This window comes from Mesorhizobium sp. M0077 (assembly GCF_040322955.1).
Taxonomy (GTDB): domain Bacteria; phylum Pseudomonadota; class Alphaproteobacteria; order Rhizobiales; family Rhizobiaceae; genus Mesorhizobium.
Window position 1 is genome coordinate 231,395 of record NZ_JAMYUL010000010.1, and the last position, 16,080, is coordinate 247,474.

16 protein-coding genes and 2 pseudogenes are annotated in these 16,080 nt (G+C 63.5%); 8 read left to right on the forward strand and 10 right to left on the reverse strand.

Features of this window, described 5'->3' with window-relative positions:
* Positions 1 to 71: 71 nt before the first annotated feature.
* Together NKJ57_RS20460 and NKJ57_RS20465 are read left to right on the forward strand one after the other, a co-directional pair.
* Complete coding sequence (locus NKJ57_RS20460; protein ID WP_023668625.1) at positions 72 to 689, forward strand: TetR/AcrR family transcriptional regulator; 618 nt, start codon at positions 72 to 74, stop codon at positions 687 to 689.
* A gap of 255 nt (positions 690 to 944) precedes the next feature.
* On the forward strand, positions 945 to 1,541 hold the full coding sequence (locus tag NKJ57_RS20465) for a hypothetical protein (RefSeq protein WP_023700187.1): 597 nt from the start codon (positions 945 to 947) through the stop codon (positions 1,539 to 1,541).
* A 103-nt stretch (positions 1,542 to 1,644) separates the two neighbouring features.
* On the opposite strand, the gene ppa is transcribed toward NKJ57_RS20465, so the two are convergent.
* The 7 genes and pseudogenes from ppa to NKJ57_RS20500 form a co-directional block, all read right to left on the reverse strand.
* Positions 1,645 to 2,178, reverse strand: coding sequence for an inorganic diphosphatase (gene ppa, locus NKJ57_RS20470; RefSeq protein ID WP_023668623.1), 534 nt, complete (start codon positions 2,176 to 2,178; stop codon positions 1,645 to 1,647).
* A 123-nt stretch (positions 2,179 to 2,301) separates the two neighbouring features.
* The gene (locus NKJ57_RS20475) at positions 2,302 to 2,808 is read right to left on the reverse strand and encodes a GNAT family N-acetyltransferase (RefSeq protein WP_023732945.1); all 507 of its coding nucleotides are present in this window, start codon (positions 2,806 to 2,808) and stop codon (positions 2,302 to 2,304) included.
* A 168-nt stretch (positions 2,809 to 2,976) separates the two neighbouring features.
* Positions 2,977 to 3,615, reverse strand: coding sequence for a TPM domain-containing protein (locus NKJ57_RS20480; RefSeq protein ID WP_352459947.1), 639 nt, complete (start codon positions 3,613 to 3,615; stop codon positions 2,977 to 2,979).
* A 6-nt stretch (positions 3,616 to 3,621) separates the two neighbouring features.
* Positions 3,622 to 4,512, reverse strand: coding sequence for a TPM domain-containing protein (locus NKJ57_RS20485; RefSeq protein WP_023681431.1), 891 nt, complete (start codon positions 4,510 to 4,512; stop codon positions 3,622 to 3,624).
* Between the two features lie 35 nt (positions 4,513 to 4,547).
* Positions 4,548 to 5,003: pseudogene (locus NKJ57_RS20490) on the reverse strand (TPM domain-containing protein); the annotation flags it as partial.
* 49 nt (positions 5,004 to 5,052) lie between these two features.
* Entirely contained in the window at positions 5,053 to 5,823 is a 771-nt protein-coding gene (locus NKJ57_RS20495; protein ID WP_196813610.1) for a TPM domain-containing protein, read from the reverse strand.
* Positions 5,824 to 6,062: 239 nt separating this feature from the next.
* On the reverse strand, positions 6,063 to 6,695 hold the full coding sequence (locus tag NKJ57_RS20500; RefSeq protein WP_023681434.1) for a LemA family protein: 633 nt from the start codon (positions 6,693 to 6,695) through the stop codon (positions 6,063 to 6,065).
* Positions 6,696 to 6,858: 163 nt separating this feature from the next.
* Between NKJ57_RS20500 and NKJ57_RS20505 the strand changes: the two genes are divergently transcribed.
* The 6 genes and pseudogenes from NKJ57_RS20505 (at position 6,859) to NKJ57_RS20530 (ending at position 12,306) form a co-directional block, all read left to right on the forward strand.
* Positions 6,859 to 7,110, forward strand: a complete 252-nt coding sequence (locus NKJ57_RS20505) for a hypothetical protein (RefSeq protein ID WP_023732941.1) — start codon at positions 6,859 to 6,861, stop codon at positions 7,108 to 7,110.
* A 133-nt stretch (positions 7,111 to 7,243) separates the two neighbouring features.
* Positions 7,244 to 8,128 carry a pyridoxal kinase PdxY gene (gene pdxY / locus NKJ57_RS20510; RefSeq protein ID WP_023824319.1) on the forward strand — a complete coding sequence of 295 codons (885 nt, stop codon included), beginning with the start codon at positions 7,244 to 7,246 and terminating at the stop codon, positions 8,126 to 8,128.
* Positions 8,125 to 8,888: pseudogene (locus NKJ57_RS20515) on the forward strand (DUF429 domain-containing protein). Before pdxY ends, NKJ57_RS20515 begins: the two are co-directional and overlap by 4 nt.
* A 149-nt stretch (positions 8,889 to 9,037) precedes the next feature.
* Positions 9,038 to 9,682 carry a carbonic anhydrase gene (locus NKJ57_RS20520; RefSeq protein WP_023681438.1) on the forward strand — a complete coding sequence of 215 codons (645 nt, stop codon included), beginning with the start codon at positions 9,038 to 9,040 and terminating at the stop codon, positions 9,680 to 9,682.
* A gap of 67 nt (positions 9,683 to 9,749) precedes the next feature.
* Positions 9,750 to 10,163 (forward strand): hypothetical protein, encoded by a 414-nt coding sequence (locus NKJ57_RS20525; RefSeq protein ID WP_023688839.1) that lies wholly within the window; start codon positions 9,750 to 9,752, stop codon positions 10,161 to 10,163.
* 88 nt (positions 10,164 to 10,251) lie between these two features.
* Positions 10,252 to 12,306 (forward strand): M3 family metallopeptidase, encoded by a 2,055-nt coding sequence (locus NKJ57_RS20530; RefSeq protein ID WP_352512128.1) that lies wholly within the window; start codon positions 10,252 to 10,254, stop codon positions 12,304 to 12,306.
* A gap of 160 nt (positions 12,307 to 12,466) precedes the next feature.
* Here NKJ57_RS20530 and NKJ57_RS20535 read toward each other — a convergent pair whose 3' ends face one another.
* The 3 genes from NKJ57_RS20535 to NKJ57_RS20545 form a co-directional block, all read right to left on the reverse strand.
* Positions 12,467 to 13,942 carry a M81 family metallopeptidase gene (locus NKJ57_RS20535; protein WP_352512126.1) on the reverse strand — a complete coding sequence of 492 codons (1,476 nt, stop codon included), beginning with the start codon at positions 13,940 to 13,942 and terminating at the stop codon, positions 12,467 to 12,469.
* 71 nt (positions 13,943 to 14,013) lie between these two features.
* Positions 14,014 to 14,838, reverse strand: a complete 825-nt coding sequence (locus NKJ57_RS20540; protein WP_023668609.1) for a carbohydrate ABC transporter permease — start codon at positions 14,836 to 14,838, stop codon at positions 14,014 to 14,016.
* On the reverse strand, positions 14,835 to 15,704 hold the full coding sequence (locus tag NKJ57_RS20545) for a carbohydrate ABC transporter permease (protein ID WP_023745368.1): 870 nt from the start codon (positions 15,702 to 15,704) through the stop codon (positions 14,835 to 14,837). Before NKJ57_RS20545 ends, NKJ57_RS20540 begins: the two co-directional genes overlap by 4 nt.
* Between the last annotated feature and the right edge of the window lie 376 nt (positions 15,705 to 16,080).

Genomic DNA, 16,080 nt, shown 5'->3' on the forward strand with positions numbered 1-16,080 from the left:
TACTGACCGGTACGTTGCAGGGTGAGGACATGTATACGTACCGATCGGTAACACGTCAATCGAGTCATACCATGCCAACGGACAAAAATATTGAACTGACCATCAAGGACGGTCATGCAGCCGCACCGCCCAAGGCTGCCAAGAAAATCCTCGACGTGGCCTACGACCTGTTCTACCGCCGCGGCATCCGGGCGATCGGCGTCGACGAGATCGTCAAGCGCGCCGGCGTCACCAAGCCCAGCCTCTACCGCAGCTTTCCCTCCAAGGACGAGCTCGCCGCTTCCTATCTCAGGCAATATGACCGTGAGTATTGGGAGCGTTTCGACGAAGCCGTGGCTGCCCATCCCGGCGACCCACGGGCACAGCTCAGGGCTTTCCTGACTCGCGTCGGCAAGCGCACGCAAAGGCCGGACTATCGCGGCTGCGGCATGACCAACGCGGCGGTGGAATATCCCGAACATGGCCATCCGGCGCGCGTCGTCAGCGAGGCCAACAAGCAGGAGTTGCGCCACCGCCTGCGCGCGATGGCCGCAGCGATGGGCGCTAAAGACCCTGACACGCTCGGCGACGGCCTGCTGCTGTTGATCGAAGGCGCCTATATCAGTGGCCAGCTCTTCGGCCTCGGAGGCCCGGCGGCAGCGGTCGCCCACAACGCCGACCTGCTGATCGAGGCGAGCTTGAAGAAATAACATTTCGAACGTTGGCGCCGCCCCTCACCTGCCGGCATCCTTTCCCGGAAATGGGGCGAGGAACGCTCTCATCACGATTTCGCCAATTGCCAGCGTTGCAAGGTTGTCGCCAGCGGCGCAGCCGGCCACTTTCTCCCGTTCAGGGGGAGAATTGCCCGGCAGGGCGATTTGGGCGGCGCCAACGTTGAGATTGGCACGCTAGGCCGGCCGCAGATTTGGCGATAGGCTGGGGCGAACTTCACGGGAGACGTCCGCATGCGAACCCTGCTGCTTGTTCCATTCGCCCTCGCCGCCCTATCCCAAACCGCCCATGCCGACGGCATATCAAGCGTCTACACCGACCTCGACTCGCAAAAGGACTGCGTCACCTATGCGCAGGCGCAGGAAGGCGACGGCGAATGGGCCGAACTCGCCTGCTCCGGCTATCGTGGCTATCCCGTGCTGATCGCCTATGACGACGCCCGTGAATCGCTGTTCTACGGATTTCCGCCCGGCGGCGACATGACCTCGGTCTGGGAGAGCTTTTCCGGCTTCAACTCGTCCGGCGCCAAGGTCGAATGGCGCATCGAGACCAAGGGCGACGTTGCCGTTCCCTTCGCGGTGATCCACCGCCGCTCGATCAGCAATCCCGAGGATGAGAACAAGCCGACCGAAGTGCTGCTCGTCGCCAAGGTCGCCCAGATGGAAGCCCGCGACGGCTGCACCATCGGCCTCGTGCTCGCCACCGGCAACCCTCAGGCCAACGACCAGGCGCGCAAGCTGGCGGACGAAAAGGCGAAGAGTTTCGCCTGTGGCAAGGACAAGCACACCGTCATCGGCAACGTGCCGGCGTTTGGTCGGGTGGATAACTAGCCACGTGGGTGCAAGGCACCCCCCTCTGCCCTGCCGGGCAGAGGGGGGTGCCTCGCGGTGGCGTTTGCCGCTTACTTGAACGAGACGCAGGCCTGTCTCGGCGCTACTTTGCCGCCTTCGCCCGTGCGATCGCGTCGACAATCATCTTCTTGGCGTATTTGGAATCGTGCCAGCCTTCGATCTTGACCCATTTGCCGGGCTCGAGATCCTTGTAGTGCTCGAAGAAGTGCTGGACCTGGTCGCGGGTGATCTCGGGCAGCTGCGTGTATTCGGTGACGTTTTCGTAGCGCAGCGTCAGCTTCGGCGACGGCACGGCAATGACCTTCTCGTCCTGGCCGGCATTGTCTTCCATCACCAGCACGCCGATCGGCCGCACATTGATGACGCAGCCCGGCACCAGCGCGCGGGTGTTGCAGACCAGAACGTCAATCGGGTCGCCGTCGCCCGAGAGCGTGTGCGGCACGAAACCGTAATTGCCGGGGTAGCGCATCGACGTATGCAGGAAACGGTCGACGAACAGCGTGCCGGCCTCCTTGTCCATCTCGTACTTGATCGGCTCGCCGCCGATCGGCACCTCGATGATGACGTTGATGTCCTCGGGCGGGTTCTTTCCGATGGCAATGGCTTCGATACGCATGGCTTAAATCCCTCTCTCGATGTCCACGATCGATAGCGGGCGGCGCGGCATGGTGCAATGCGGCGATTGGTACGGAGCGCTAATGGAAGCGCACGGTTTGTGATGATTTGTAACCGAGACCGGTCATTCCCAGACGAAGGCGACCTTCTTCAGCGCCCTCTGCTCGAAAACCTCGACGCCTTCGGCAACATCGCGGCCACCCGCGCCGGCATAGAAGGAAAGCGCATTCTGGTTGTCTTCCAGCGCCCACACCACCATTCCCTTCAGCCCGTGGTCGGCAAGCCGCGCCCGCGCCGCCTTGAACAGCCGGCTGCCGAGCCCGATGCCCTGATATTCCGGACGCAAATAAAGTTCGTAGATTTCACCCTGCTGCTTCAGCTCGCGGGCGCGGTTCTTGCCGATCGTGGCATAGCCGGCGATGGTGCCGCCGATCTCGACCACCAGAACGGTGGCAGCGCGGCGGATGGCGTTGGCCCACCAGTCGGCGCCGCGGCGGTTGATCATCGAGGTCAGCGAGCGATGCGGGATGATGCCGGAATAGGCGCCCTCCCAGGCCAGCTGGTGCACGTCGGCAATGGCTCCGGCGTCGCGCGGTTCGGCTTTCCTGATGTCGATGCTCAGCGTATTCATGATTTGTTAACCATAAACCCGCATCGGCCATTTGCAAGAGTCGAGGTCAGCCCGCCGACCGCTTTCTCACAGCCGATCGCGACACTGCTGACAATGGGCAAAGCCTGCCTGGAAAACGCACCCAGCCGGCGCGGTCAGGCGTCCGTCCGGGTAGCGCGTGCTGGCTTTTCAGATCTCGACGAGATGATCGTCCAGTTCATTGGCATCGCCCGACGTCACCGGGAAATGCTCGGCCAGCACCGCGCCGACCTGCCCGATCGCCTTGACGAAGCCGTCGGCGAGCCGGTCGTGACCGGCATGCTGCAGGAGATCGCGCAGCACGCCGTCCCAGACATGCTGGCCGACCTTGCTGTCGATGCCCGAATCGGCGACCACTTCGGCATAACGCTCGGCGATCGACACGAAGACCAACACGCCGGTGCGCGCCGTGGTGCGGTGGACATTGCGGGCGAGGAACTGCCTGAGCGCATTGTGATGTGCCGCCTGATAACGCTGCCGGCGCGGCACCAGATGGATGCGCAAGCCCGGCAGCGCCCACAAAAGCACCAACACCGAGGCCAGTGCCAGCAGTTGGACAATGACGAAATGCGGCAGCCGGATCGACAGCCACCAGGCTTCCAGCCCATAAGCGACGGCGAGGCTGGCAATCAGCATGCCTGATGTCGCCATGAAGGCGGCGGGAAAGAAATAGCCGTCGCTGGCATGCGCAACGACGCAGTAGATCTCGCCGTCGGTTTTGGCCTCGGCCGCGCGGATCGCGGTGGCGATGCGCTCATGGTCCTGTGGGCTGATCGGTCGTGTTGCCATCTTCTCTCACCAGCTCCCTGAAGACCCGCCACCGCCAGACGAACCGCCGCCGCCTGAAAACCCGCCGCCGCTGCTTGAGCCCGAAGACCAGCTGCTGCCCGAACTTCCCGATGACCATCCGCTGCCCGACGACGAACTTGTTGTCCAGCTGCTGGAGCCCGAGGACGATCCGCTCGGCCCCTGGCCGTAGCGAAAGGTCATGCCCAGCCATTTATACACGCCCGGCGACAGCTTGGTGCCGAAGATCGGCGGCAGGAAGGCCATCGCCAGGCCGCCGAAGAACATCGCCGCCCACAGGATCAGGAAGACCGCGACGACGGGATCGATGGGCGTGCTGCGGTCGGCCGGGTTGCGCTTGCCGCGCGCCTCCAGCTCTTCCGGGTTGCCTTCCAGCACCATGACCATGTCGTCGACGGCCTTGGAAATGCCGCCGGAGAAATCACCGGCGCGGAACGCCGGCACCATGTCGTTTTCGATGATCAGTTTGGTGTGCAGGTCGGTCAGCGTGCCTTCCAGCCCGTAGCCGACCTCGATGCGCATCTTGTGGTCGTTCTTGGCCACCAGCAGAAGCACGCCGTTGTTTTCGCCGGCCTGCCCGAGTTTCCAAAAGCGGAACAGCCGGTTGGCGTAGGGTTCGATCTCCTCGCCGTCGAGGCTGTTGATCGTGGCGACGACGATCTGGTCGGAGCCTTTGGTCTCGAAATCCGCGAGCTTCTGCGTCAGTGCCGCCTTGGTCGCGGCGTCGATAATACCGGCATTGTCGACCACCCGCCCGGTGAGTGCCGGCAGGTCTGCCGCCAAAGCTACAAACAGCATGGTGAGCATCGTCAACAGCGCGATGCCGATCGTCGCGGCTGCGCGGCCAGGTCTTGGCGGATTGAAGACGCGTACTGTCATGCCGTCACCAGTTCCCCTCAACCACCATGACTGTCCTCAATCACCATGATCATGTCGTCGACCGCTTTGGAAATACCGCCGGAGAAATCCCCGGCGCGGAAGGCCGGCACCATGCCTTCAATGATCCGTGTGGCGTGCTGGTTGGTGAGCGTGGCTTCCAGCCCGTAGCCGACCTCGATGCGCATCTTGCGGTCGTTCACGGCCACCAGCAGAAGCACGCCATTGTTCTTGGCCTTCTGGCCGAGCTTCCAAGCGTTGAACAGCCGGGTGGCGTAAGGCTCGATCTCCTCGCCGTCGAGGCTGGGAACCGTCGCGACGACGATCTGGTCGGAGCCTTTGGTCTCGAAATCGGCCAGTCTTTGGGTGAGCGCCGCCTCGGTCGCGGCATCGATGATGCCTGCATTGTCGACGACACGACCGGTGAGGGCGGGCAGTTCCGCCGCCAGCGCCGCGAAGCTGACGAGCAAGACCAGCAAGGCAGCGCCGGTCATCGTGGCGAAGCGGCCATGCCAGGGATTGGCGATGCGTGTTGTCATCTCGTCACCAGCTTCCCGAGGAGCCGCCGCCGCCGGACGAACCGCCGCCGCCGGAAAAGCCGCCACCACCGCTTGAACCCGACGACCAGCCGCCCCCGCCCGAAGACCAGCCGCCGCTGGACGACCGCCGGCCCGGCTCGAATGTCATGCCGAGCCAGCGATAGCGGCCGGGACCGAGTTTTTGGCCGAAGATCGGCGGCAGGATGGAGGCGGCCATGCTGCCGAAGAAGATGATTGCCCAGATGCTGATGAAGACGCCGAAGAACAGATTGTCGGTATTGATGGGCGGCTTCTGGTTGCGCTCGCCGCGCGCCTCCAATTCCTCCGGATTGCCTTCCAGCACCATCACCATGTCGTCGACGGCCTTGGAAATGCCCCCGGAGAAATCGCCGGCGCGGAACGCCGGCACCATGTCGTTTTCGATGATCAGCTTGGTGTGCAAATCGGTCAGCGTGCCTTCCAGCCCATAGCCGACCTCGATGCGCATCTTGCGGTCGTTCGGCGCCACCAGCAGCAGCACGCCGTTATTTTCCTTGGCCTGGCCGAGCTTCCAGAAGCGAAACAGCCGGTTGGCGTAAGGCTCAATCTCCTCGCCGTCGAGGCTGGGGATGGTGGCGACGACGATCTGGTCGGAGCCTTTTGTCTCGAAGTCGGCGAGTTTCTGGGTGAGCGCGGCTTTGGTTCCCGCGTCGATAATGCCGGCGTTATCGACGACGCGGCCGGTCAGCGCGGGGAGGTCGGCGGCGAAGGCGGTGAGGGGCAGGAAGACGGCCAGAAAGGCGAGAAGAACACCAAGGTTGGCGTTCCTTCGCGTCCCCCTCTGTCCTGCCGGACATCTCCCCCTCGAGGGGGGAGATTGGCAATCTCGCTGCCGACGCTCAGCCGGCAACGCTGATATTTGGCGCAAGGACAGAAGACAGCTGATCTCCCCCCTTGAGGGGGAGATGTCCGGCAGGACAGAGGGGGGTGTGAAGGAACGCAAGGCTGGCAAAGGCCAAGCTCACCCAGACGTCATCACCCGCCCTGCTTCGTGCCGAAATCGACCTTCGGCGGCTGCATCTTGTCTTCTTCGACGGTGAAGTTGGCGAAGGGCTCGTTGCTGCGGAACCAGAAGGTTGCCCATAGCACCGACGGAAAGGTCCTCAGCGTCAGATTGTAATCCTTGACCGCCAGGATGTAGTCGCGCCGCGCCACGGCGATACGGTTCTCGGTGCCTTCGAGTTGCGCCTGCAGCGCCAGGAAATTCTGGTTGGCCTTGAGGTCGGGATAGGCCTCCGACACCGCGATCAGCCGCGATAGCGCGCTGGTCAGCCCTGATTGCGCATCCTGGAACTTCTTGAGCGCTTCGGGGTCCTTCAGCGTTTCCGGCGTCACCGTGATCTGCGTCGCCTTAGCGCGCGCTTCGACCACCGCATCGAGCGTGTCCTTTTCATGCGAGGCATAGCCCTTCACCGTCTCGACCAAATTGGGAATGAGGTCGGACCGACGCTGATACTGGTTCAGCACCTCGCTCCATGCCGCCTTGGCGTTTTCCTCCGCCGTCGGGATGGTGTTGAAGCCGCAGCCGGCGAGCAGAGGCAGCACGACGGCCATCATCAGCACGGCCGGCAGACTGCGGAAAGGGAAGGCAAGGCGCTGGGCAAACATGGTGAGGTCCCTCGACAGAAGTTGCATGCGAAGCATTAGCACAATCCGCGCTCAAGAAAATGTCTGCCGCTGGCGCGCATTCCTGGCGCGCATTCATGCGCCGGCGAGGCCCTGTGATTGATCGCGCGAACACGATATGGTTGCCGGCAAACAGGACAGGATCATGGCGGAACGCCGCGACGATGACAGCGAATCGCGCCGCATTATTGAGCGCGTGGCGAACGAGGGCGGCCTTGGCGGCGCATCGCTGGTGTCACGGGCAGCGAAAGGCGCCCGCGATCATGTTACCGCAGCCGAGGCCGACCGATCCGATCCGATCGAGGTCTGGGGCACCCGCATCGGCCGCACACTTGGGCTCATCGTCGCCCTCGGCCTTTTGATCTGGCTCGTGTACTACGTCTCCCGGGGCAGCTAGAGCATGATCCTGAAAAGTGGGAACCGGTTTTCTCGGACAAGCGGGAACCGTTTTGTCCGGAGATCATGCTCCAACCAAAGAGATAGATCAGGATGACGATTCAACGAAAAATTATCCGTATCTAGGATTTTCCATGAACAGCGAAAAAGCCGACGCGCCGCGCGCGGTCATCGTCATTTCCAGCCATGTCGCCCGCGGCTCGGTCGGCAACCGCGCCGCCGTGTTTGCGCTGGAGACGCTGGGCTTTCCGGTGTGGGCGGTACCGACGGTCATCTTGCCCTGGCATCCGGGCCACGGCCGCGCCACGCGCATCGTGCCGCCGCTCGACCAGTTCAAGGCGCTGATGGCCGATCTCGAGCGCGCGCCCTGGCTGGGTGAGGTCGGTGCGGTGCTGTCGGGCTATCTCGGCGAGGCCGGCCAGGCCGACGCCGTCGCTTCGCTGGTCGCGGCCGTCAAGGCCAAGACGCCGGAAGCGATCTATATATGCGATCCGGTGATGGGCGATTCCGGCGGGCTCTATGTGCCCGAGCCGACGGCCGCCGCGATGCGCGACCGGCTGATGCCGATCGCCGACATCGCCACCCCCAACCGCTATGAGCTGGAATGGATGGCCGGTGCGCCTTTGCCCGATCTGAAATCGGTGATCTCGGCCGCCCTCCATGCCGGACCGTCAACAATGCTGGTGACGTCGGCACAGTCGATGATGACCGGCGGCACCGGCAATCTGCTGCTTGACGGCACCCAGGCGCTGCTGGCCGAACACCGCCTCATCGACAAGCCGCCGAATGGCCTCGGCGACCTGACTGCGGCCGTCTACCTCGCCCGCATCCTGTCGGGGCAGCCGCCGATCAAGGCGCTGCAATCGACCACCGCCGCCGTCTACGAAATCCTGGCGCGAACCGCCAAGCGTGGCGGCGACGAGCTGCAGCTTGAAACCGATGCCCAGAGCCTGTCGCACCCGATGGCGATGGTGCAGCTGCGCCACCTCACCCATCCGGGGCGGGACCGCCGGGCGTGACCTCGACCCTGGTCGTCGGCGTCGACGGCTGCAAGGCCGGCTGGATCGCCGTCCGCCGCGATCTGGATGCCGCGCCGTCAGTCCGCGTCTTTCCCAGCTTTGCGACCCTGCTCGACGCCTTGCCCGCCGATGCGACAGTGGTCGTCGACATGCCGATCGGCCTGCCGGACGTCTCGCAAAGAGGCGGGCGCGGGCCGGAGACCTTGGTACGGCCAATGCTCGGAGCACGGCAATCCAGCGTCTTCTCTATCCCGTCCCGCGCGGCCCTCTACGCCGACATCAGCGACTTCACCACGGTCGAGGCCTGGTATGAGGCGCATCGGCGCGCCAGAGAGGTGGCCAAGGCGACCTCCGATCCGCCACGCGGCGTCTCGATCCAGGCCTTCGGCATATTTGCCAAGATCCGCGAGATCGACGCGCTGCTGATTGTGCGTCCGGAACTGCGCCGCCGCGTCTTCGAATCGCACCCCGAAGTGGCCTTCTGCCGGCTGAACGGCGAAAACCGATGACGCTGCCGAAGAAGATCAAGGGCGCAGTCAATCCTGCCGGGATGGAAGAGCGCAAGGCACTGCTCTGCCGGCACGGCTATACCAGAGCTTTCCTTGACCAGCCGCCGCCACGCGGTGCTGCCGCCGACGATTTCCTCGACGCCGCAGCGATGATGCTGATTGCCGGACGCATTGCCGGCGGCGAGGCAAAGCCGTTTCCCGACCCGCCGCTTGCCGACCGTTTGGGCATTCCCCTGGCGATGTGGGCGTGAGGCAAGCGGCGAGCCATGCGTGCGGCATGGCGATTTGCGACGAAGCCATCCGCAATTCGGCATTGCCCGCGACGGGCATTTGCCGTTAGAGCCTTTCTAACTTGAAATGAGCTGCCGTCGCTAACCCCGAAAGGCTTCATCCCTAGCCCATGCCCCATCTCCCCGAACATCTTTGGACCGGCTACCGCAACTTCATGAATGGCCGCTATCTCACCGAGAGCGGACGCTATCGCGAGCTCGCCCGCGAGGGGCAGGCGCCCGAAACCATGATCGTTGCCTGCTGCGATTCCCGCTCTGCCCCCGAGGCGATCTTCGACGCCGGTCCGGGCGAACTGTTCGTCCTGCGCAATGTCGGCAATCTGGTGCCGCCCTATGCACCGGACGGCGAGTTCCACTCGACCTCGGCCGCGCTCGAATTCGCCGTGCAGAGCCTGAAGGTGAAAAACATCGTGGTGATGGGCCATGGCCGCTGCGGCGGCATCCGCGCCGCGCTCGACACCAATTCGGCGCCGCTGTCGCCCGGCGACTTCATCGGCAAATGGATGAGCCTGATCGCGCCGGCGGCCGAAACCGTTTCGTCCAGCACGTTCATGACGGCAACCGAACGGCAGACGGCGCTGGAGCGGATTTCCATCCGCTATTCGATCGCCAATCTCAGGACCTTCCCTTGCGTCTCCATCCTCGAAGGCAAGGGGCGGCTGTCGCTGCATGGCGCCTGGTTCGACATCTCGACCGGCGAGCTCTGGGTGATGAACAAGGACACCGGCGACTTCGAGCGGCCGGATTTGACGTAGACCCATGATCCCGAAAAGTGGGAACCGGTTTTCGGATAAGGGCATGGTCAAATAAGAGGAGGCAAGAATGCGGGTTTGGCCTGCGATCGCTTTCGCCGTAGCGGCGCTGCTGATTTCGCTCGTCCCTGCCCGCTCCGATGACGGCGCCATTATCGACCGCTGGTATTCGGCGCTGCTGGTCGCCGATCGCACCGAATTGTCGGACCTGCTCGCCGACGATGTCCGCATCAAGCTCGACGATCTCGGCGTCGTGCAGTCGAAGCAGGAGTTCATCGCGTCGATCGACGAATGGAAGGGCGCGGTCGCCGGCGCCGCAATCCGGCATCGCGTCGAAAAGAGCGAGGCCGGCGTCACCACTGTCATCGCCTGCTATGATTTCCCCAACAATGACATGCTGATGCAGGAAACGTTCGCCGTCACCGGCAACCGCATCACCGCCAGTTCGCAAGCGGCGATCGCGGAAAATTGCGACGGCTTCTGACGCGGGCTTGAACGGCCGCGCTGTTGCGCCGCGCCAGTCATCGCCCTACATCGGTCAGCAAGCTCCGCCAATCATCGAAAGATCCCCCATGCCGTCCACGAAAACCGTCGATCTCGCCGCCCATCCGCTGACCAAATGGCAAGGGCCGCTCGGCCTGCCGGATTTTGCCAGCATCGGCGACGACGATTTCTCCTCGGTGTTCGACGCGGCGCTGAAGGCACATGAGGCCGAAATCGATGCGATCGCCGGCAACAAGGATGCGCCGACCATCGAGAATACGCTGGCAGCCCTCGAGCTCGCCGGTGAGCCGCTCGACCATGTCTCGTCGATCTTCTGGTGCCGGGCCGGCGCCCACACCAACGATGCGATCCAGGCGCTGGAACGCGATATCTCGCCGAAGATGTCGCGGCATTTCTCGGCGATCTCGATGAACGAGAAACTATTTGCCCGCATCGACGACCTCTACCAGCGCCGGGAGACGCTAAAACTCGACGCCGAGACGCTGCGGGTGCTGGAGAAGACCTGGAAAGGCTTTGTGCGATCGGGCGCAAAACTCGACGCCGACGGCAAGAAGCGGCTGGCCAACATCAGCGAGGAGCTGTCCTCGCTCGGCACGACCTTCGGCCAGAACGTGCTGGCCGACGAGCGCGACTGGGCGCTTTTCCTCGACGAGGCTGATCTTGCGGGCCTGCCGGACTTCGTGAAGAGTTCGATGGCCGAAGCCGCCGAGACGCGCGGCCAGAAGGGCCGCTACGCCGTCACTTTGTCGCGCTCAATCTATGAGCCGTTCACGACCTTTTCTGAACGCCGCGATCTGCGCGAGACCGCTTTCCGCGCCTTCACCATGCGCGGCCAGAATGGCGGCGCCAGCGACAACACCGCAGTGGTGCGCGACATGCTGAAATTGCGCGCCGAAAAGGCCAGGCTGCTCGGCTATGCCTCGTTCGCCGCGCTGAAGCTCGACGACACCATGGCCAAGACGCCGAAGGCGGTGCACGACCTCCTCGACCCGGTCTGGGAGAAAGCGCTGGAGAAGGCCGCCGCCGACCAGAAGGAGCTGGAGCGGCTGGCGACCAAGGCAGGCAGCAACGAAAAATTCGCCGCCTGGGACTGGCGCTTCTACCAGGAGAAATTGCGCGCCGAAAAATTCGACTTCGACGAGGCGGAACTGAAACCCTATCTGCAACTCGACCGGGTCATCGACGCCTGCTTCGACGTCGCCACAAAACTGTTCGGCATCACTTTCGAGGAGAAGAAGGGCATCGCCGCCTGGCATCCCGACGCGCGCGTCTTCGTGGTGAAGAACGCCGATGGCAGCGAGCGCGGCCTGTTCCTCGCCGACTATTTTGCCCGATCCTCGAAGCGTTCTGGCGCCTGGATGAGCGCGCTGAAGTCTGGCTACAAGCTTGGGGATGGCTCAAAGCCGGTGATCTACAACATCATGAACTTCGCCAAGCCGCCGGCGGGGGAAGCGGCGCTGCTGTCGGTCGATGAGGCCAAGACCCTGTTCCACGAATTCGGCCATGCTTTGCACGGCATGCTGACCGACGTCACCTGGCCGTCGGTGGCGGGCACCTCGGTTTCCCGCGATTTCGTCGAACTGCCTTCGCAGCTCTACGAGCACTGGCTGACGGTGCCCGCAGTGCTGGAAAAGCATGCGCTGCATGTCAAGACCGGCAAGCCGATGCCGAAGTCGCTGCTCGACAAGATGCTGGCCGCCCGCACGTTCGGCGCCGGTTTCGCCACGGTCGAGTTCACAGCGTCGGCGCTGATCGACATGGCGTATCACGCGCGGCCGGATGCGCCGGCGGAACCGCTGCGTTTCGAAGCCGAAACGCTGGAAAAGCTTGATATGCCCGACACCATCGCCATGCGTCATCGCACCCCGCATTTCGGCCATATCTTCTCCGGCGACGGTTATTCAGCCGGCTACTATTCCTACATGTGGTCGGAAGTGCTCGACGCCGACGCCTTCGCCGCCTTCGAGGAGACTGGCGATCCCTTCAACCCGGCGCTGGCGGAACGGCTGCGGAAGAATATCTATGCCGCCGGCGGGTCGAAGGATCCGGAGGAGCTGTACACGGCGTTCCGCGGCAAGATGCCTTCGCCGGAAGCGATGATGGTGAAGCGGGGATTGCTATAGCGCCGCCTTGTCTCCCCCCTCGAGGGGGAGATGGCCGCAAAGCGGCCAGAGGGGGTCGGTCCGACTGGGCTCGACCTCCTGCGGCAGATGAAGGTCGGCGCTTCACGCGCGAGGACCCCCTCTGTCGCCTTTGGCGACATCTCCCTCTCAAGCGGGGAGATCACCAGCGCCAAGGGTCAGCCACCCGTGGCCACACCGGCCGCGTCAGCTTCTTGTAATCCGTCACCGCCGGATTGCTCGGATACGAACTCGGCGCCGAGACATAAATAATCTCCGCCGCGATCGGTTCAAAGCCGGCGTAGAAATGGTTGGTCGACTTGATCAGCAATATGTCCTTCGACAACGGATCGACGCCGATGTTGGAGAAAATATCCGGCTCGAAGGTCTGCGTGCGGTTGGTGTTGAGGATGATGTCGATTTCGGTGCCTTCGAGCCGCACCAGCGCCGTCGGCCCGAGCGTCACCCGGCTTGGCCCGAAGCTCTGCCAGCCCTCGGGGACGGCTTTCAACACCTTGACGCGCGCATCGATCGGTTCGCCGGCCAGCGGCCCGGCCTTGCCGCCGAAGCGCAGGTCGATGACGGCGCCTTCGCCTGCCGCGTGGCAAAATGTGACGGCGATCGGGTCCCAGATCGTCGCCACGCCAAAATTGTCAACGCCCTGTTCCAACATGGCGCGCAGCACAACGGTACCGTCGCCGGCGACGCCACCGCCGGGATTGTCCCAGATGTCGGCAATCACAACCGGCTTGCCGGGGTTTCCCTTGCGCACGGCCAGTGCCCGCGCGATGCCATCCTCGGTGTTCAGCATCGTCATCGCCGTCCTTTCGCGTATGGCGTAAAGCTCGCGCCCGAGCCTCTCTGCCAGCGCATCGCCCTTGGCCTTGTCATTGTCGGTCACGACCAGGATGCGCGTGCCCATTTCCGGCACGTCCGCCGCCATGAAGCCGTGGATGACCGAGACCGACAGCACGCCGTCCTTGCCGTGCAGCGCCTTGATGCGGTCGACGAAGGAGCGCATCGGCTCGCGGCTGGTCGGCAGCACCTGGATCATGCGGCAGTCGAAGGTCGAGATCACCGGCTTGATCTCGTCGCGCGCCGCCGCCAATCCAAGCTCGACGACATGTTCGCCGCGCTCATAGAAGTCGGTGTGCGGGAATTCGAGGAAATAGGCCATGACATTGCATGCCGCGACGCGCTTTGGGGTCAGATGACTGTGCGGGTCGAGCTCCACCGCGATCACCACGTCGGGCCCGACGATTGCGCGAACCCGTTCCAGCAGATCGCCTTCGCAATCGTCATAGCCTTGCGCCACCATGGCGCCGTGCAGGCCGAGGATGACGGCGCCGACCGGCAAGGCTGCCTTCAACTGGCCGAGAATCTCGTCACGCAACCCCTCATAGGTCTGCCGCTGCACCAGCCCGCCCGGCTCCGCCCAGGTGGCGGTGCCTTCGACGACGGTCAGCCCTTCGGCAGCCGCGCGCCGGCGCAGCGCGACCATCGGCGAGGAGCACAAGGTCGGTGTATCAGGATGCTTGCCCGGCCCGGCATAGAACGCCATCTCGAACGACGCCCGGTCGGTCGGCACCGGCGAGAAGGTGTTGGTTTCGGTCGCCAGCGAGGCGGTGAAGATGCGCATGAAAACTCCGTACGGCTATTTGTTTTTCGCAATTCCGGACGGAAAACCGCTCCACACTTTTCCTGGAATTGCTATTTTACGGCCCCGAGCGCCAGCCCGCGGACGAGATAGCGCTGCAGCCAGATGAACAGGATTGCCACCGGCAGCGTCGCCAGCAGCGTCGCCGCCATTACATGGTGCCATTCGATCGTGTAGCGGCCGGCGACCAGCGAGAACACCTGGATCGGCAGCGTGTAACTTTCCTGGCTGCGCAGCATTGTGAGCGCAACGACGAACTCATTCCATGCGTTGATGAAGGTGAAGATGGCGGTCACCGCGATTGCCGGCAGGCAAAGCGGCAGAAACACTTTTCGCAAGGTCAGCCAGCGGCCGGCGCCTTCCATCCACGCTGCTTCCTCGAGATCGCGCGGGATGGTGTCGAAATAGCTTTGCAGCATCCACACGGTGAAGGCGACGTTGAAAGCCATGTAGATGACGCCGAGCGCGGTCGTGGATTCGATCAGACCCCAGGCCGCCATCAGCCGGAACAGGCCGAGCACCAGCACGATCGGCGAGATCATCTGCGAGATCAGCAGGAACTGGCGGAAGGCGCCATAGCCGGCAAAGCGAAACCGCGACATGGCATAGGCGGCCGGCACCGAGATCAGGATGGCGCCGACGGTGGCGATAACAGAGACATAGAGCGAATTGGCCAGCGCCTGGCCAAAGCCGGTCGCCACCCACATGTCGGCAAAATTCGACCAGTGGAATTCGCTTGGCCACCAGGTCGGCGACAGCACCTCCTGCCGCGGTTTGACCGCGGTCAAAAACATTACCGCGAAGGGGAAGATGGTCACCACGAGCAGCGGCGAAAGCAGCAGCCATGCGATGATCGTACGCTTCAGCTTGGGCGTCATGTGCGCTGCTCCCGCATGGCAAGCCGCACATAGATCATGGTGAAGATCAAAAGGATGGCAAACATCAGCAGCGACACCGCCGATGCTTCCCCCAGTTTGCCGATGCGGAAGGCCAGCTTGTAGAGATGGGTGACCAATATGTCGGTCGAGTTGGCCGGCCCGCCCTGCGTCATCACCCAGATGATCGGGAAGGAATTGAAGACGTAGATGGTGTTGAGGACGATGGCGATGTTGATGAACGGCTTCAGCAGCGGAAAGGTGATCTCGCGGAACTGCTGCAGCGGCGTCGCCCCCTCCAGGGCCGCCGCCTCGTAGAGGTCGTCGGGGATCGACGACAGGCCGCCGAGGAAGATGGTCGTGGTGAACGGTACCGTCACCAATATGCCGATCAGCACCTGCATCGGGAATGCCGTCTCGGCGCGCGCCAGCCACTGGATGTTCTCATGGATCAGGCCAAGCCCGATCAGCGCCGAGTTCAGCATCCCGCTTTCGCCGTTGAGCGCCCAGCGCCAGACCACCGCCGTCATCGTCAGCGACACCGCCCAGGGCAGCATGATGATGACGCGGGCAATGCCGCGGCCGTAGAAATCGGTATTGAGGATCATCGCCACGGGGACGGACAACAGCAGCGCGCCGCCGACCACCAGCACGGTCCACAGGCCGGTGCGCCAGAGTGCCGCCAGGAAATCGGGATCGGCGAGGAAGGCGGAATAATTGGCGAAATCGTTGAAGTCCCGCAGCTGCCCAAAACGGCTGACATCATGCGTCGATATCTGGATCAGGTCCCAGACCGGCCAGAAGATGACGACTGCGGCCAGAAACAGGCTGGGCAAGGTCAATAAATAGGGCAGGTAACGATTTTGCATCGGCCGGATTCGTACCGTGTTGGACATAAGTGGCGCTGGCGCGCCAGCTCGGATCAATCTCGCATATCGGTCTAAGGCAGCGCTTCAGGGTTTGAATCTCCTGCGGACGTTTGCGCTGCCCCTCACCTGCCTGCCCATCCTCCGCAGCGGTTGCGGAAGGGAGCCCTTCCTCTCCCCCGTCGATCGGGGGAGAGGTGTCGAGCGTAGCTAGCCGGGGGTGGGGTTGCCGGCGTGGGTTTGGACCCTTGGGGCGGAAGGCGAGGTGATGTTTGGCCCTATTGCCCTTCCTATGTCCGTTCGCGGCGGTTGCCAGGTGGTTCCCCCACTCCGTCTCGGCTTCGCCGAGCCACCTCTCCCCCCTCCGGAGGGAGAGGAA